Origin of the sequence: Streptomyces sp. V4I2, from assembly GCF_030817655.1 — a bacterium.
Lineage (GTDB): Bacteria > Actinomycetota > Actinomycetes > Streptomycetales > Streptomycetaceae > Streptomyces > Streptomyces plumbiresistens.
In genome coordinates, this window is the sequence record NZ_JAUSZM010000003.1 from 8,913,956 (window position 1) to 8,930,924 (window position 16,969).

General features: G+C 71.8%; 16 protein-coding genes. 9 read left to right on the forward strand and 7 right to left on the reverse strand.

From position 1 onward, the window contains the following. Positions 1-6: 6 nt before the first annotated feature. Complete coding sequence (locus QFZ76_RS41700) at positions 7-1,647, forward strand: ABC-F family ATP-binding cassette domain-containing protein (RefSeq protein ID WP_307678537.1); 1,641 nt, start codon at positions 7-9, stop codon at positions 1,645-1,647. Here QFZ76_RS41700 and QFZ76_RS41705 read toward each other — a convergent pair. From QFZ76_RS41705 to QFZ76_RS41715, 3 genes are all read right to left on the reverse strand, one after another. Then, entirely contained in the window at positions 1,644-2,201 is a 558-nt protein-coding gene (locus tag QFZ76_RS41705; protein WP_307678538.1) for a putative glycolipid-binding domain-containing protein, read from the reverse strand. The genes QFZ76_RS41700 and QFZ76_RS41705 overlap by 4 nt on opposite strands. An 82-nt stretch (positions 2,202-2,283) precedes the next feature. Continuing rightward, a complete protein-coding gene (locus QFZ76_RS41710; RefSeq protein ID WP_307678539.1) occupies positions 2,284-4,668 on the reverse strand; it encodes a Tex family protein in 2,385 nt (794 codons plus the stop codon). Positions 4,669-4,764: 96 nt separating this feature from the next. Then, positions 4,765-4,896 (reverse strand): LPFR motif small protein, encoded by a 132-nt coding sequence (locus QFZ76_RS41715; protein ID WP_010042827.1) that lies wholly within the window; start codon positions 4,894-4,896, stop codon positions 4,765-4,767. 183 nt (positions 4,897-5,079) lie between these two features. Between QFZ76_RS41715 and QFZ76_RS41720 the strand changes: the two genes are divergently transcribed. Further along, positions 5,080-6,039 (forward strand): GlxA family transcriptional regulator, encoded by a 960-nt coding sequence (locus QFZ76_RS41720; RefSeq protein WP_307678540.1) that lies wholly within the window; start codon positions 5,080-5,082, stop codon positions 6,037-6,039. Positions 6,040-6,362: 323 nt separating this feature from the next. Beyond that, positions 6,363-6,998 (forward strand): DJ-1/PfpI family protein, encoded by a 636-nt coding sequence (locus QFZ76_RS41725; protein ID WP_307678541.1) that lies wholly within the window; start codon positions 6,363-6,365, stop codon positions 6,996-6,998. Here QFZ76_RS41725 and QFZ76_RS41730 read toward each other — a convergent pair. After that, positions 6,985-7,740 (reverse strand): enoyl-CoA hydratase/isomerase family protein, encoded by a 756-nt coding sequence (locus tag QFZ76_RS41730; RefSeq protein WP_307678542.1) that lies wholly within the window; start codon positions 7,738-7,740, stop codon positions 6,985-6,987. The genes QFZ76_RS41725 and QFZ76_RS41730 overlap by 14 nt on opposite strands. A gap of 283 nt (positions 7,741-8,023) precedes the next feature. Between QFZ76_RS41730 and QFZ76_RS41735 the strand changes: the two genes are divergently transcribed. Further along, the gene (locus QFZ76_RS41735) at positions 8,024-8,533 is read left to right on the forward strand and encodes an ATP-binding protein (RefSeq protein WP_307678543.1); all 510 of its coding nucleotides are present in this window, start codon (positions 8,024-8,026) and stop codon (positions 8,531-8,533) included. A gap of 6 nt (positions 8,534-8,539) precedes the next feature. Here QFZ76_RS41735 and idi read toward each other — a convergent pair whose 3' ends face one another. The 3 genes from idi to galE form a co-directional block, all read right to left on the reverse strand. Further along, positions 8,540-9,133 (reverse strand): isopentenyl-diphosphate Delta-isomerase, encoded by a 594-nt coding sequence (idi, locus tag QFZ76_RS41740; protein WP_307678544.1) that lies wholly within the window; start codon positions 9,131-9,133, stop codon positions 8,540-8,542. A gap of 187 nt (positions 9,134-9,320) precedes the next feature. Continuing rightward, a complete protein-coding gene (locus QFZ76_RS41745; RefSeq protein WP_307678545.1) occupies positions 9,321-10,256 on the reverse strand; it encodes a cation diffusion facilitator family transporter in 936 nt (311 codons plus the stop codon). 145 nt (positions 10,257-10,401) lie between these two features. Further along, positions 10,402-11,373: a UDP-glucose 4-epimerase GalE gene (gene galE, locus QFZ76_RS41750; protein ID WP_307678546.1), complete on the reverse strand. Its 972-nt coding sequence runs from the start codon at positions 11,371-11,373 to the stop codon at positions 10,402-10,404. A 287-nt stretch (positions 11,374-11,660) separates the two neighbouring features. Between galE and QFZ76_RS41755 the strand changes: the two genes are divergently transcribed. The 5 genes from QFZ76_RS41755 to QFZ76_RS41775 are packed head-to-tail and all read left to right on the forward strand — an operon-like array spanning position 11,661 to position 16,917. Beyond that, the gene (locus QFZ76_RS41755; protein WP_307678547.1) at positions 11,661-13,484 is read left to right on the forward strand and encodes a DUF5941 domain-containing protein; all 1,824 of its coding nucleotides are present in this window, start codon (positions 11,661-11,663) and stop codon (positions 13,482-13,484) included. After that, a complete protein-coding gene (locus tag QFZ76_RS41760) occupies positions 13,481-14,233 on the forward strand; it encodes a phosphocholine cytidylyltransferase family protein (protein WP_307678548.1) in 753 nt (250 codons plus the stop codon). Before QFZ76_RS41755 ends, QFZ76_RS41760 begins: the two co-directional genes overlap by 4 nt. Next, positions 14,221-15,282: an iron-containing alcohol dehydrogenase family protein gene (locus tag QFZ76_RS41765; RefSeq protein WP_307678549.1), complete on the forward strand. Its 1,062-nt coding sequence runs from the start codon at positions 14,221-14,223 to the stop codon at positions 15,280-15,282. The genes QFZ76_RS41760 and QFZ76_RS41765 overlap by 13 nt, the downstream gene beginning before the upstream one ends. After that, positions 15,260-16,039 (forward strand): CDP-alcohol phosphatidyltransferase family protein, encoded by a 780-nt coding sequence (locus QFZ76_RS41770; protein ID WP_307678550.1) that lies wholly within the window; start codon positions 15,260-15,262, stop codon positions 16,037-16,039. Before QFZ76_RS41765 ends, QFZ76_RS41770 begins: the two co-directional genes overlap by 23 nt. Next, a complete protein-coding gene (locus QFZ76_RS41775) occupies positions 16,036-16,917 on the forward strand; it encodes a glycosyltransferase family 2 protein (RefSeq protein ID WP_307678551.1) in 882 nt (293 codons plus the stop codon). The genes QFZ76_RS41770 and QFZ76_RS41775 overlap by 4 nt, the downstream gene beginning before the upstream one ends. The last annotated feature ends 52 nt before the right edge of the window (positions 16,918-16,969 follow it).

Sequence of the window (16,969 nt, forward strand, 5' to 3'; positions counted from 1 at the left end):
GGTCTGATGACTGCCACCCTCGTCGCCAAGAATCTCGCCGCCGGCCACGGCGACCGCCCCCTGTTCTCCGGGCTCGACCTCGTCGTCGCGCCCGGAGACGTCATCGGGCTGGTCGGAGCCAACGGCGCGGGCAAGTCCACGCTGCTCACGCTGCTCGCCGGCCTCACCGCCCCGGAGGAGGGCGAGCTGCGGCTGTCCCCGCCGACGGCGACCGTCGGCCATCTGCCGCAGGAGCCGGAGCGACGGCCCGGCGAGTCCGTCCGGGACTTCCTCGCCCGCCGCACCGGCGTCGCCGAGGCCCAGCGCACGATGGACGAGGCCACCCAGGCCCTGGTCGACGGCGCACCGGGCGCCGACGACGCCTACGCGACGAGCCTGGAGCGCTGGCTCGACCTCGGCGGCGCCGACCTGGACGAGCGGGCGGAAGAGGTCGCCGACTCGCTCGGCCTGGCGGTCGACCTGGACCAGCCGATGACCTCGCTGTCGGGCGGCCAGGCGGCCCGGGCCGGCCTCGCCTCCCTGCTCCTGTCCCGGTACGACGTCTTCCTCCTCGACGAGCCGACGAACGACCTCGACCTGGACGGCCTGGAGCGCCTCGAACGCTTCGTGAGCGGCCTGCGCGCCGGCACGGTCGTCGTCAGCCACGACCGCGAGTTCCTCACCCGCACGGTCACCAAGGTCCTCGAACTCGACCTCGCCCAGCAGCAGATCACCCTCTACGGCGGCGGCTACGAGGCCTACCTGGAGGAGCGGGAGGTCGCCCGCCGGCACGCCCGCGGCGACTTCGAGGAGTACGCCGACAAGAAGGCCGCCCTCCAGGAGCGGGCCCAGACCCAGCGCTCCTGGATGGACAAGGGCGTGAAGAACGCGCGCCGCAAGGCGGCCAACGACAACGACAAGATCGGCCGCAAGTTCCGCAGCGAGGCCAGCGAGAAGCAGGCCGCCAAGGCCCGCCAGACCCAGCGCATGATCGAACGCCTCGACGTCGTCGAGGAGCCCCGCAAGGAGTGGGACCTGCGCATGGAGATCGCGTCCGCCCCGCGCTCGGGCGCGGTCGTCGCGACCCTGCGGGACGCCGAGGTCCGGCGCGGCGACTTCGTGCTCGGCCCGGTGTCCCTCCAGATCGACTGGGCGGACCGGGTGGCGGTGACGGGAGCGAACGGCGCGGGCAAGTCGACGCTCCTCGCCGTCCTCCTGGGCCGCCTCCAGCCGGACGCGGGCAGCGCCTCACTCGGCTCGGGCGTCCTGATCGGCGAGGTCGACCAGGCCCGCAAGCTGTTCCACGGCCCGGAAGCCCTGCTGGACGCCTTCGGCGCGGCCGTCCCGGACACCGAACCGGCCGAGGTCCGCACCCTCCTGGCCAAGTTCGGCCTCAAGGCGGACCACGTCCTGCGCCCGGCCGCCACGCTCTCCCCGGGCGAACGCACCAGGGCCGCGCTGGCCCTGCTCCAGGGCCGGGGGGTGAACCTCCTGGTCCTCGACGAGCCGACCAACCACCTGGACCTGCCGGCCATCGAACAACTGGAGTCGGCGCTGGACGCCTACGAGGGCACACTTCTCCTGGTCACCCACGACCGGCGGATGCTGGACGCGGTCCACGTGAGCCGCCGCCTGGAGGTGGCGGACGGCAAGGTGACCGAGCGCTAACGTGAGGTGAGACGCCGCGCCAGGCCCGGATAGTCGACCACGCAGCCGTCCTCGTCGAACTCCAGGTCGCTGCGGAAGTCGCCGGAGGCGAAGCGCACCCGTCCCTGGCCGAGGTGCGTGTAGGTCTGCCGGGACGGCTCCACGGTCAGCTCGGGGACCCGCACCCACGCCATCAGGAACTCGCGCTCCCCGGGCTCTCGATGAAGGCCGTGCCGCAGCACCGGCATGGTGTTGGTGAGCGGGCACAGCCCGAGGTCGCAGTCGAGGGCGCCGTCGACCTGGGGGATCCGCTCGCCGTTCATGGTCCAGTGGCCCCCGTCGTCGCGGCGCAGGTCGAGGAAGCGGGTGCCGTGCGGCGTGGCGGCCTCCACCAGCAGACGGCGGGTGACGAAGCCGTCGGCCGTGTCGAGCGCGTACGAGATCCAGTGCGTCTCGGGCACGGTGCCGACCGCCCGGCCACGGGCCCGCAGCACCTTTTCGTCGAGGTCGACCCAGGCCGTCTCGTAGCCCCCGCTTTCGGACACGTCCCAGGTGAGCACACGTGAGGTCCGCATGGCGCCACCCTACGGACGAACCGGCCCGGACTCTCCGTGGCATACCGGAGAATCCGGGCCGGACCGCTCGGACGCCGCCTTGTCAGCGCCTGCCCTTCTTCGGGTCGACGAGACCCGCCTTGCGCAGGGCGTCGGCCATCGCGCTGTTGGAAGGCGGCGGAGCCTGACGCGAGGCACCGCCACCGCCACCACTGCCGCCGCCCCGGTTCTGCCGCTGCTGCGGCGGACGTCCGCCCCGCTGCCGGCGCTCGCCGCCGCCCGAGGCGGGCTGCCGGTCCTGCGGTGCCGCCTCGTCGTCGAGGCGCAGCGTCAGCGAGATCCGCTTGCGCGGGATGTCGATGTCCAGCACCTTCACCTTGACGATGTCGCCCGGCTTCACCACGTCCCGCGGGTCCTTGACGAACGTCTTCGACATCGCGGACACGTGCACCAGGCCGTCCTGGTGGACGCCGACGTCGACGAACGCCCCGAAGGCCGCCACGTTCGTGACCACCCCCTCCAGGATCATCCCGGAGGACAGGTCGCCGATCTTCTCGACGCCCTCCTTGAAGGTGGCCGTCTTGAACGCGGGCCGCGGGTCGCGCCCCGGCTTCTCCAGCTCCTTGAGGATGTCGGTCACCGTCGGCAGACCGAAGGTCTCGTTGACGAAGTCCTGCGGATTCAGGGAGCGCAGCACACCGGTGTTGCCGACGAGCGAGGCCACCTCCTGCCCGGCGGTCTTCACCATCCGCCGTACGACGGGATACGCCTCCGGGTGCACGCTGGACGCGTCCAGCGGGTCGTCGCCCTCGCGGATCCTGAGGAAGCCCGCGCACTGCTCGTACGCCTTGGGGCCCAGCCGCGCCACGCCCTTGAGCTGCGCGCGGGACTTGAACGGCCCGTTCGCGTCGCGGTGCGCCACGATGTTCTCGGCGAGCCCCGAGGAGATGCCGGAGACCCGGGCGAGCAGCGGTGCCGAGGCGGTGTTCACGTCGACCCCCACGCCGTTCACGCAGTCCTCCACCACCGCGTCCAGCGAACGCGACAGCTTCACCTCGGACAGGTCGTGCTGGTACTGGCCGACCCCGATCGACTTCGGGTCGATCTTCACCAGCTCGGCCAGCGGGTCCTGGAGCCGGCGCGCGATCGACACGGCGCCGCGCAGCGACACGTCCATGTCGGGCAGCTCCTGGGAGGCGAACGCGGAGGCCGAGTACACGGAGGCGCCCGCCTCCGACACCATCACCTTGGTGAGGTTCAACTCCGGATGCTTGGCGATCAGTTCACCGGCGAGCTTGTCGGTCTCCCGGGACGCCGTGCCGTTGCCGATCGAGACCAGCTCGACCGCGTGCTCCTTCGCGAGGCGGGCCAGCTTGGCGATCGCCTCGTCCCACCTGTTCGCCGGGACATGCGGGTAAATGACGTCCGTCGCCACCACCTTGCCGGTCGCGTCGACCACGGCGACCTTGACGCCCGTACGGAACCCGGGGTCCAGCCCCAGCGTCGCGCGGGTGCCGGCCGGGGCGGCGAGCAGCAGGTCGCGCAGGTTCGCCGCGAACACGTTGACGGCCTCGTCCTCGGCGGCCGTCCGCAGCCGCAGCCTGAGGTCAAGGCCGAGATGCACGAGGAGACGGGTGCGCCAGGCCCAGCGGACCGTGTCCTGCAGCCACTTGTCGCCCGGTCGGCCCCGGTCGGTGATCCCGAACCGGTGCGCCACCATCCCCTCGTACGACGAAGGGCCCTCCGTCGGCTCCTCCGGCTCCAGGACGAGGTCGAGGACGTCCTCCTTCTCGCCGCGCAGCATCGCCAGGATGCGGTGCGAGGGCAGTGCGGTGAACGGTTCGGCGAAGTCGAAGTAGTCGGAGAACTTGGCGCCCGCCTCCTCCTTGCCCTCCCGCACCTTGGCGACCAGCCGTCCGCGCACCCACATGCGCTCGCGCAGCTCACCGATCAGGTCGGCGTCCTCCGAGAACCGTTCGGTGAGGATCGCCCGGGCGCCGTCGAGAGCCGCCTGCGGATCGGCGACACCCTTGTCGGCGTCGACGAACGCGGCGGCCGCGGCGAGGGGCTCCACGCCCGGGTCACCGAGCAGCCCCTGCGCCAGCGGCTCGAGACCGGCCTCGCGGGCGATCTGCGCCTTGGTGCGCCGCTTCGGCTTGAACGGCAGGTAGATGTCCTCCAGCCGCGCCTTGGTCTCGGCGCCGCGGATCTGCGCCTCGAGCTCGGGCGTCAGCTTGTCCTGCTCGCGCACCGACTCCAGGATCGCCGTCCGCCGCTCCTCCAGCTCCCGCAGATAGCGCAGCCGCTCCTCGAGCGTGCGCAGCTGCGCGTCGTCGAGCATCTCGGTCGCTTCCTTGCGGTAGCGGGCGATGAAGGGCACCGTCGAACCGCCGTCGAGCAGTTCCACGGCAGCCCTGACCTGCCGCTCCCGTACGCCGAGTTCCTCGGCGATCCTGCCTTCGATGGACCCTACGAGGGGTGTCGTCACGATGCCGTACCGCCTTCTCCACTGAGGTTGCGCGGCAATTGTGGCAGGTGGCACCGACAGTCGGGGTCCAGGGCGGAATCCCGGCGGGCCGGGCGGTCAGACCCTGCGGCTGCGCGTCGAACTCGAGGCGCCTCCGAAGAGCCGGGCCAGTGCCCGGAAGGGCAGCGTCACGACGGTGGCGATGGCCCCACCGATCTGGCGCAGTACGTCTGCGATCGCACGGAACACGTCATTCCCCTTTCGACTCCCGGCCACTGCGGCCGGGATCACCGAGTACCTCGGCGATCGCGGGCCATGCTCACCGTCCCAGCGGTCCCGGCAGCCCGCCCGGCGGCCATGGCAGGCCGCATGGCAGAAAAGGTGGGGTACTCGTCATTGCCGCCACGCCGCCCTCGGCGAAGAATCGGCCCCATGCCGCAGCGATCCGTTCTCGTCGTCCTCTTCGACGGCGTCCAGAGCCTGGACGTCTCCGGCCCCGTCGAGGTCTTCGCCGGGGCCGAGAAGCACACCCCGGGCACGTACCGCGTGCGCACGGCCTCCCTGGACGGCGCTCCCGTGCGCACCTCCAGCGGCCTGACCCTGGTACCGGACGCGACCCTCGCCGACACACCGGGCCCGCACACCCTCCTCGTCCCGGGCGGCCAGGGCACCCGGACCCCCGACCCGCGGCTGACCGGATGGCTGCGCGAGCACGGCCCCCGAGCGCGGCGCCTCGTCTCCGTGTGCACCGGCGCGATCCTGCTCGCCGAGGCGGGCCTGCTGGACGGCCGCCGCGCCACTACCCACTGGGCGTACTGCGACAGACTCGCCCGCGACCACCCCGCCATCGACGTCGACCCGGCCCCCATCTACATACGGGACGGGCAGGTCTCCACCTCGGCGGGCGTCACCTCGGGCATCGACCTGGCCCTGGCCCTCGTCGAGGAGGACCTGGACCGGGAAGCGGCGCTCACCGTCGCCCGCCACCTGGTCGTCTTCCTGCGCAGGCCCGGAAACCAGGCCCAGTTCAGCGCCCAGCTGGCTGCCCAGACCGCTCAGCGCGAACCGCTGCGGGAGGTCCAGCAGTGGATCACCGAGCATCCCGCCGGAGACCTGAGCGTCGAGTCGCTCGCCGAACGCGCCCGGCTGTCACCCCGCCACTTCGCCCGCGCCTTCCGCACCGAGACCGGCATGACACCCGGCCGCTACGTCGACCGGGTCCGCCTCGAACACGCCCGCCGCCTCCTGGAGGACACCGGCGACGGAGTCGAGGAGATCTCCCGCGCCAGCGGCTACGGCACCCCCGAGGCCATGCGCCGCGCCTTCCTCAAGACGCTCGGCGCGGCCCCGGCCGAGTACCGCCGCCGGTTCCGCCCCGCACCCGCCCGCTGACGCCCGCACCCGCCCCCTTGCCCGCACTCGCCCCCTGCCCCGCATCCGCCCGCTGACGCCCGCACCTGTCCCCTTGCCTGCATCCGCCCGCTGCCCTGCATCCGCCCGCTGACGCCCGCACTCGCCCCCTTGCCGCCCGCTGCCCTGCACCCGCCTGCTGTTCCGCGTCCGCCCGCTGACGCTCGCACCCGCCTGCTGTTCCGCACCCGCCCGCTGACGCCCGCACCCGCCACCTGCTCCGCGTCCGCCCGCTGACGCCCGCACCCGCCACCTGCCGCACCCGCCCCCTACCCCTCACCCGCCCGCCCGCCGAAAGGAAGCAGATGCAGATCGCCATCGTCCTCTTCGACCGCTTCACCGCCCTGGACGCCGTCGGCGCGTACGAGACCCTGGGCCGCCTCCCGGACGCGGAGACCGTCTTCGTGGCCGAGCGGACCGGCCCGGTGCGCACCGACACCGGGAACCTCGCCCTCACCGCCGACCGGACGCTCGCCGACGTGCCGGACCCCGACATCGTGGTCGTGCCCGGCGGCCCCGGCCAGACCCCGCAGATGGAGAACGAGACCCTCCTGGACTGGCTGCGCACCGCCGACGCCACCAGCACCTGGACGACCTCCGTGTGCACCGGCTCCCTGCTGCTCGCCGCGGCCGGCCTGCTCACCGGGCGCCGAGCGACCTCGCACTGGCTGGCGCTCGACTTCCTGAAGCGGTTCGGCGCCGAACCGACCGAGGAGCGGGTCGTCTTCGACGGCAAGTACGTCACCGCGGCCGGCGTCTCCTCCGGCATCGACATGGGCCTGACCCTGCTCGGCAGGATCGCGGGCGACGAACACGCCCAGGCGGTCCAGCTGTTGACGGAGTACGACCCGCAGCCGCCCTACGACGCCGGATCCCCGCACAAGGCCCCGGCGCACCTCGTCGAGGAGTTCCGCGCCAAGAGCCGCTTCACTCCGACGTAGACACGCTCCAGGTGAAGCGCGGCTGTCTGCGCTCCAGGAACGCGGCGACCCCCTCCGCGGTGTCGCCGCTGCCGCGCGCCTGCCCGGCCCAGAACGCGTCGCGGTCCGTGCACCCGTCCGCGAACTCCTTCGCCGCGGCCTGTGTCAGCTGCGAGCGGGACACCAGGATCCGGCCGAACTCCGCCACCCGCTCGGCGAGTCCGCCCTCGGGCAGCACCTCGTCCACCAGACCCGTGCGCAGCGCTCGCTCGGTGTCGATCAATTCACCCGAGAACAGCAGGTACTTGGCCGCGGCCGGCCCCACCAGCGACACCAACCGCCGGGTGGAGGACGCCAGATACACGATTCCGAGCTTCGCCGGCGTCACCCCGAACAGCGCGCCCTCCTCGGCGAACCGCAGATCACAGGCCGCCGCGAGCTGCGACCCGCCGCCCACACAGTGACCGCGGACCGCCGCGAGCGTCGGCTTCGGGAAGGCGGCGAGGGCCTCCTCGGCACGCACGGCCAACCCCTGCGCCTCGTCCGGCGACCCCCGCAGCGTGGAGATGTCGGCTCCCGCGCAGAACGTCGAGCCCTCACCGGTCAGCACCAGCGCCCGTACGTCCGGGTCGGCGGCCAGCGTGTCGAGGAGCGGCGGCAGGGCCCGCCACATCGCGGCCGTCATCGCGTTGCGCTTGGCCGGATGGTGGATGACGACGGTGGCGACCGAGTCGGCGACGGTGTGCAACAGCTGCGGCTCCATGCGCCGGATGCTATCCGCCCCGTCCGCGCCGGCGATCAAGAGGTCCGATGAGAGCGACAGGCGGAACGAATCGGACGAGGGGGCGGTCAAACCCGTACAACCCGAATAGTCCGCGAAGGCGGTGAGAGGCGGACAAGAGCGGTCCCACAACTGACGCTGTCATACGCCAACGGTCAGAACCGCTCGATAGGCGCTGACTTGTGTTCAGTTCTTCGGGGTGGAGGGGCTCGTTACCAACACTCGAGATGTGGTGACAATCGAGCGCAAGGATGGCGACCGGACGATGGAAGACCATGGGCGCGGGTCCGGCCCACGCCCAGCAGACGGCACGGACGAGCCCGGCGCCCCGAGGCCGCCGGAACCGCTGCCGTACGAAGGGGTGTGGCGGTTCACCGCTCCCGCCGTCGACGCCTCGGTCCCGCAGGCGCGGCATGCCGTACGGGACCTGCTGCACCGCCAGGGAGTGCCGGTCTCGGACGACCTCGTCCAGGGGCTGCTGCTGATCGTCTCGGAGCTGGTCACGAACGCGGTGCGGCACGCGGCGCTGCTGTCGCCGATGCTCGCCGTGGAGATCGCCGTCGGCGCGGAGTGGGTGCGGGTGTCCGTGGAGGACAACCATCCCTACCGCCCGACCGCCCTGGAGGCCGACCACGGCCGGACCGGCGGCCGCGGACTCCTCCTGGTGAGCGAGATCACCCGGGAGGCGGGTGGGGTGTGCGACGTCGAGCACACGGCGAGCGGCGGCAAGGTGATCTGGGCCGCCCTGCCGCTCAAGCCCGCGAGCGTGCCGTAAGGCGGCTTACCAGCCGGCGGACGTGTCCGTCAGCTCCCGGACGGCGGGGCGGGCCGCGTCCAGGACGGTCATGAACCAGGCGGAGAAGGTGTCCTTCGCGTGCCGCTCCGCCAGCTCGGCGGGAGACACGAAGGCGGTCGCGCCGACCTCCTCCGGGTCCGGCCGCAGTGGGGACTGCACCAGCCCGACGAAGAGGTGGTTGTACTCCTGCTCGACCAGGCCCGAGGCCGGGTCGGGGTGGTTGTAGCGGACCGTGCCCGCCTCGGCGAGCAGCGAGGGGGAGACGCCGAGCTCCTCGTACGTCCGCCGGGCGGCCGCCGCGAAGGGCGCCTCGCCGGGATAGGGGTGGCCGCAGCAGGTGTTGGACCAGACGCCGGGGGAGTGGTACTTGCCCAGCGCCCGCTGCTGGAGCAGCAGCCGGCCGTGCTCGTCGAACAGGAACACCGAGAAGGCGCGGTGCAGCCGCCCCGGCGGCTGATGGGCGGCGAGCTTCTCCGCGGTGCCGATCGTCACACCGTTCTCGTCGACCAGTTCCAGCAAAATCGCGTCCACGGTGCCGTTCGACGAACTGTGCGTCGCGGTGGCAGGTGTGATCGGCATACCCATCCTTCGCATTGGTCTTCGCGCCCCAAGTGTGCCGTACGAATCCGGCACTCCCGGCAGCTGATCGTGCCCGGCGCGGCGGCCGAGGAACCGTCCGGGGCGGGGCTGTGAGTATGAGGACGCAGCCGTCCACCGGACCGATGCGTTCCGTCCGAACCCGGGTTTCAGTGCCCGAACCCGTGTGTCAGTGGCACAGCCGCGCCTCGTGCTCCGCGTGCCCGCTCGGCTCCAGCTGGAAGGTGCAGTGCTCCACGTCGAAGTGGTCGCCGAGGCAGCCCTGGAGCTCGTGCAGCATCTTCTCGTGGCCGATCGCGCTCAGGACGTCCGAGCGCACCACCACGTGCGCGGACAGGACCGGCATCCCGGAGGTGATCGTCCAGGCGTGCAGGTCGTGGACGTCCTCGACACCGTCCAGGGCCAGTATGTGGGCCCGCACGTCCGCGATGTCCACGTCCTTGGGAGCCGCCTCCAGCAGCACGTCCAGGGTCTCGCGCAGCAGCTTCCAGGTGCGCGGCACGATCATCAGGCCGATGACGAGCGAGGCGATCGGGTCGGCGGCCTGCCAGCCGGTGGTCAGGATCACCACCGCGGAGATCAGCACCGCGACCGAGCCCAACGCGTCCGCGGCCACCTCCAGGAACGCGCCGCGCACGTTCAGGCTGTCCTTCTGGCCGCGCATCAGCAGCGACAGCGAGACCATGTTGGCGACCAGGCCGATCGCGCCGAACACGATGGTCAGCCCGCCCTCGGTGCCGGCGGGTGTGACGAACCGCTGGATCGCCTCGTACAGGACGTATCCGCCGACCCCGAGCAGCAGCAGGCAGTTGGCGAGGGCGGCGAGGATCTCGGCGCGGGCCAGCCCGAAGGTGCGCCGGTCGCTGGGCGGGAGGCTCCCGAAGTGGATCGCGAGGAGCGCCATGCCGAGGCCCAGCGCGTCGGTCGCCATGTGCGCCGCGTCGGCGACCAGCGCCAGCGAGTCGGCGACCACGCCGCCGATGATCTCGACCACCATGACGCCGAGCGTGATGGACAGCGCGACCCGCAGCCTCCCGCGGTACGCGGCGGTCGCCGTACCCGCCGGCGGACCGTGCGTATGCCCGTGATCGTGCCCAGCCCCCATGAAAAGCGCCTCCTGTTTTCCGCCCGGGACCCCAGTGAACTACGGGTGGGGGGTATGGGGCAACGCGGCACTGAACACCGTTGTCATGTGCCCTGACCTGCAGAAACGATCCGCAGGTCAGGGCGGCGGCCAACTCCCGCCCGGCTCACCCGCCGTGGTGCCGCAGCCACCCCTGCCACGCCGACCCGACCATCTCGCGCACCCCGCGCCGGGCCGTCCAGCCCAACTGCTCGGCGGCCCGGGCGGCCGAGGCGACCGCGCGGGGCGCGTCCCCGGGACGCCTGGCCTCCACGAGGGCAGGCCGCCGGTCGCCGCTCACCTCACCGATGACCGTGATCAGTTCGCGTACGGAGACGCCCTCTCCGCGACCGATGTTGACCGTCAGGTCGCCGGGCGTGGTGTCCTCGGTCAGCCGACGGGCCGCCGCGAGGTGGGCCTCGGCGAGATCGGCGACATGAATGTAGTCACGGATGCACGTCCCGTCCGGTGTCGGATAGTCGTCGCCGAAGATCCGCGGTGCCTCGTCGCGGGTGAGCCGGTCGAAGACCATGGGGACGATGTTGAAGACCCCGGTGTCCGCCAGCTCGGGCGCGGCCGCCCCGGCCACGTTGAAGTAGCGCAGGCACACGGTCGAGATGCCGTGCGCCCGGCCCGCCGCCCGCACCAGCCACTCCCCGGCGAGCTTGGTCTCGCCGTACGGGTTCACCGGAACACACGGAGTGTCCTCCGTGATCAGGTCCACATCGGGGTTGCCGTACACGGCCGCCGAGGAGGAGAAGACGAAGCGCTTGATCCCGGCCTCGGCGACCGCTTCCAGAAGCGTGGTGAGGCCGCCGACGTTCTCCCGGTAGTAGCGCGTCGGCTGCGCCACGGACTCGGCGACCTGTTTGCGTGCGGCGAGATGCACCACGCCCGTCACCCCGTGCTCGGCGCACACCCGCTTCAGCAGGCCCGCGTCCAGCGACGAGCCGTGGACGAGCGGAACGCCCGCCGGCAGCCGTGCTGGCATCCCGGCCGAGAGGTCGTCGAGGACGAGGACGCGCTCCCCGGCGTCGGTCATGGCCCGCGCCACATGGGCCCCGATGTATCCGGCACCGCCGGTGATCAGCCATGTCATGGTCGCCCACCTTATGCGCACGCCCCGACACTCCGCGCAATGTCCGGGATGCCCGGTCTGGGAGGGCAGGTTTGTGGGCGGGGCACGTGATCACCGATGATGATCGTGGCAAAGGCCGGTGGAGACGGTGTTGATCTGCCCGTGAACGGGCGGTGAACACCAGCTTCCGGGGATCCGATAGCCTCTGCCGACACGCCGCCCGGCTGGTGCAGTCCCACCACGCCAAGGGGCGCCCCACCATGCACATGCCCGGCGCCCACACGTCGGAGTTCAGGGAGTGAGTTCGGTTGTCGACCGCCATCCTCACCGGTCAGCCGGTCCCCGGATCGTCGATCGAGGGTGATCTGCGGTCCCTCGGCTTCGACGTCCGGACCGCCGCCGACGCCGCCGACGCCGAGGCGCTCCTCGCCCGGGTGCCGGGTGACCAGCGGGTCGCCGTGGTCGACGCCCGGTTGGTGGGGCACGTCCACGCGCTGCGCCTCGGCCTCACCGACCCCCGCTTCCCGCTCGCCGCGGTGCCGGGAGCGGTGACCGCCCAGCCGGCCGGCCGCCAGGCCCTGACCCGGGCAGTGGCCCGCGAGAACTCCGCGGGCGGCGGTACGGCCCTCGCCGTCGACAGCCTCGCCGACCGCGTCGTCGCCGCCCTGGCCGCCGACGGCACCGAGGTGCACCGCCCCGAGCTCGGCAGCCTGGTCGCCGAGGTCCCGGCCGACCCGCAGGCCCGCAACGAGGCACGGCAGGCCGTGGCCGCCGTCGACGACGAGGCCGTACGCCTGAAGTCGGCTGTGAAGGCCCGCGACGGCTTCTTCACCACTTACTGCATCAGCCCGTACTCCCGCTACCTCGCCCGCTGGTGTGCCCGCCGGGGCCTGACCCCGAACCAGGTCACCACCGCCTCCCTGATCACCGCGCTGATAGCGGCGGGCTGCGCGGCCACCGGAACGCGCGGCGGTTTCATCGCCGCGGGCATCCTGCTGATCTTCTCCTTCGTCCTCGACTGCACCGACGGACAGCTCGCCCGCTACTCCCTGCAGTACTCGACGCTCGGCGCCTGGCTGGACGCCACCTTCGACCGGGCCAAGGAGTACGCCTACTACGCGGGCCTGGCCCTCGGAGCCGCCCGCGGCGGCGGCAGTGACGATGTCTGGGCCCTCGCGCTCGGCGCGATGGTCCTGCAGAGCTGCCGGCACATCGTGGACTTCTCCTTCAACGAGGCCAACCACGACGCCACCGCCAACACCAGCCCCACGGCTGCCCTTTCCGACAAGCTGGACAGCGTCGGGTGGACGGTGTGGGTGCGCCGGATGATCGTCCTGCCGATCGGTGAACGGTGGGCGATGATCGCCGTCCTCACGGCGGTGACCACTCCGCGTATCACCTTCTACGCGCTGCTCATCGGGTGCGCGTTCGCCGCGACGTACACGACGGCGGGCCGGGTGCTGCGGTCGCTGACGCGGAAGGCCACGCGGACCGACCGGGCGGCGCAGGCGCTGGCGGACCTGGCGGACAGCGGGCCGCTCGCCGAGGGAGTGGCCGCACTCCTTCGCAAGCTGCCCACCTACGGCCCGCTCGGCTCCCGCGCCTTCCTCGTGCTGCCTGCCGCCGCGCTGATGGTCGGCGTCGCGGCGCTGGAGCCGTACGGCAGCGCGTGGCCCGTTGTCCTGGCCGCGCTGTACGTGCTCACCTCGGGCGCTGCTGTCGTGCAGCCCCTCAAGGGCGCCCTCGACTGGCTCGTCCCCCCGCTCTTCCGCGCCGCCGAATACGGCACCGTCCTGGTACTGGCGGCCCAAGCGGACGTGAACGGGGCCCTTCCTGCAGCTTTCGGCCTGGTGGGGGCAGTCGCCTACCATCACTACGACACGGTGTACCGCATCCGCGGCAACGCCGGGGCGCCCCCGGCCTGGCTGGTGCGCGCCATCGGGGGGCACGAAGGGCGGACGCTGCTCGTCACCGTCCTGGCCGCGGTGCTCTCCGCCTCGCAGTTCAAGGTCGCGCTCACGGCCCTCGCCGTGGCCGTCGCCCTGGTGGTGCTCTTCGAGAGCATCCGCTTCTGGGTGTCCGCCCACAAGGGTGGCGCGCCCGCCGTACACGATGAAGGAGAACCCGCATGATCGGCCTCGTGCTGGCGGCCGGCGCCGGACGGCGTCTGCGCCCCTACACCGACAGCCTTCCCAAGGCGCTGGTGCCGGTGGGGCCCGCGGGCATAGAGGGCGAACCGACGGTCCTGGACCTGACCCTCGGCAACTTCGCCGAGATCGGTCTGACCGAGGTCGCGATCATCGTCGGCTACCGCAAGGAAGCCGTGTACGAGCGCCGGGCGGCCCTGGAGCAGAAGTACGGCCTCAAGCTCACGCTCATCGACAACGACAAGGCCGAGGAGTGGAACAACGCCTACTCCCTGTGGTGCGGCCGTGACGCCCTCAAGGACGGCGTGATCCTCGCCAACGGCGACACCGTCCACCCGGTCTCCGTCGAGAAGACGCTGCTCGCCGCCCGCGGCGACGGCAAGAAGATCATCCTCGCCCTGGACACGGTGAAGTCCCTGGCGGACGAGGAGATGAAGGTCGTCGTCGACCCCGCCAAGGGCATGACGAAGATCACCAAGCTGATGGACCCGGCCGAGGCCACCGGCGAGTACATCGGCGTCACCCTCATCGAGGGCGACGCCGCCCCGGAGCTGGCCGACGCGCTGAAGACGGTGTGGGAGACGGACCCGCAGCAGTTCTACGAGCACGGCTACCAGGAGCTCGTGAACCGCGGCTTCCGGATCGACGTGGCGCCGATCGGCGACGTCAAGTGGGTCGAGATCGACAACCACGACGATCTCGCCCGTGGACGGGAGATCGCGTGCCTCTACTGACCCGGCTCATCCCCTCGCCGGTCGTCGTGGACATCCGCCCGGGTGCCCTGGACGACCTGGTCGGGGTCCTCGCCGACGAGCGCATCTCGCACTCCGGCCGGCTCGCCATCGCCGTCAGCGGCGGCTCCGGCGCCAAGCTGCGTGAGCGCCTCGCCCCCTCGCTGCCCGGCGCGACCTGGTACGAGGTCGGCGGCGGCACCCTCGACGACGCGGTCCGGCTGGCCGGCGACATAAAGGCCGGCCACTACGACGCGGTCGTGGGCCTCGGCGGCGGCAAGATCATCGACTGCGCCAAGTTCGCCGCGGCACGCGTCGGCCTCCCGCTGGTCGCCGTACCGACGAACCTCGCGCACGACGGCCTGTGCTCGCCGGTCGCCACCCTCGACAACGACGCGGGCCGCGGCTCCTACGGCGTCCCGAACCCGATCGCGGTCGTCATCGACCTCGACGTCATCCGCGAGGCCCCGGTCCGCTTCGTACGCGCTGGAATCGGCGACGCCGTCTCCAACATCTCCGCGATCGCCGACTGGGAGCTCGCCAACCGCGTCAAGGGCGAGAAGATCGACGGCCTTGCCGCCGCGATCGCCCGGCAGGCCGGCGAGGCGGTCCTCAGGCACCCGGGCGGCATCGGGGACACCGACTTCCTCCAGGTGCTCGCCGAGGCGCTGGTCCTCAGCGGTATCGCGATGTCGGTGTCCGGCGACTCCCGCCCCTCCTCCGGGGCATGCCACGAGATCAACCACGCCTTCGACCTGCTCTTCCCCAAGCGGGCGGCCGCCCACGGAGAGCAGTGCGGACTGGGCGCCGCCTTCGCGATGTACCTGCGCGGAGCCCACGAGGAGTCGGCCTACATGGCCGAGGTGCTGCGTCGGCACGGGCTTCCGGTGCTCCCGGAGGAGATCGGCTTCACGGTGGACGAGTTCGTCCGGGTCGTGGAGTTCGCTCCGGAGACCAGGCCCGGCCGCTACACGATCCTCGAACACCTCGACCTCAAGACCGAACAGATCAAGGACATCTACGCCGACTATGTCAAGGCCATCGGTAGCTGAACTCCGGCCGGTCGTCCACCCCGCGGGGGTGAAGGACCGGCGCAGCGGTGAGCACTGGATGGGGCGCCTCTACATGCGCGAGGTGTCCCTGCGGGTCGACCGCTACCTGGTCAACACCAGGGTCACGCCCAACCAGCTCACGTACCTGATGACCGTCTTCGGCGTCCTGGCGGCCCCGGCACTCCTGGTGCCGGGGATCCCGGGCGCCGTGCTCGGCGTGGTGTGCGTCCAGCTGTACCTGCTGCTGGACTGCGTCGACGGCGAGATCGCCCGCTGGAAGCAGCAGTTCTCGCTCGGCGGGGTCTACCTGGACCGGGTCGGCGCCTACCTGACCGACGCGGCCGTGCTCGTCGGCTTCGGCCTGCGCGCCGCCGACCTGTGGGGCAGCGGGCGCATCGACTGGCTGTGGGCCTTCCTCGGCACGCTCGCCGCGCTCGGCGCGATCCTGATCAAGGCCGAGACCGACCTCGTCGGCGTCGCCCGCCACCAGGGCGGCCTGCCACCGGTCAAGGAGTCGGCCGCCGAGCCGCGCTCGTCCGGCATGGCGCTGGCCCGCAGGGCCGCCGCGGCACTGAAGTTCCACCGCCTGGTGCTCGGCATCGAGGCGTCCCTGCTGATCCTGGTCCTGGCGGTCCTGGACACGGTGCGGGACGACCTGTTCTTCTCCCGCCTCGGCGTCGCGGTCCTGGCCGGCATCGCGCTCCTGCAGACCCTGCTGCACCTCGTGTCCATCCTCGCGTCGAGCAGGCTGCGATGAGTGGCATGAAGGTCGGCGCGGTCATCATCACCATGGGCAACCGCCCCGACGAACTGCGTGCCCTGCTCGACTCGGTCGCCAAGCAGGACGGCGACCGCGTCGAGGCGGTCGTCGTCGGCAACGGCTCGCCCGTCCCGGACGTCCCCGAAGGCGTCCGCACCATCGAACTGCCGGAGAACCTCGGCATCCCCGGCGGCCGCAACGTCGGCATCGAGGCCTTCGGCCCCAGCGGCCGCGACGTCGACATACTGCTGTTCCTCGACGACGACGGCCTCCTCGCCGGCCACGACACCGCCGAGCTGTGCCGCCGGGCCTTCGAGGCCGACCCCGAACTCGGCATCATCAGCTTCCGCATCGCCGACCCCGAGACCGGGATCACCCAGCGCCGCCACGTCCCGCGGCTGCGCGCCTCCGACCCGATGCGCTCCTCCCGGGTCACCACCTTCCTCGGCGGCGCCAACGCCGTACGCACCCAAGTTCTCGCGGAAGTCGGCGGTCTCCCGGACGAATTCTTCTACGCACACGAGGAAACCGACCTGGCATGGCGGGCCCTCGACGCGGGCTGGATGATCGACTACCGGTCCGACATGGTGCTGTACCACCCCACCACCGCGCCCTCCCGGCACGCGGTCTACCACCGCATGGTCGCCCGCAACCGGGTCTGGCTCGCCCGCCGCAACCTGCCCAGGCTCCTGATCCCGGTCTACCTGGGTGTCTGGCTGCTGCTCACCCTGCTGCGCCGTCCCTCGCGCTCCGCCCTGAAGGCGTGGTTCGGCGGATTCCGGGAAGGCTGGACGATGCCCTGCGGACCGCGCCGGCCCATGAAGTGGCGTACGGTGTGGCGGCTGACTCGGCTGGGCCGGCCCCCTGTCATCTGACAAGCTCGTTCCTGAGTGCACCGGGGCCGTACCGAGGTTCCGGGCTCATGCC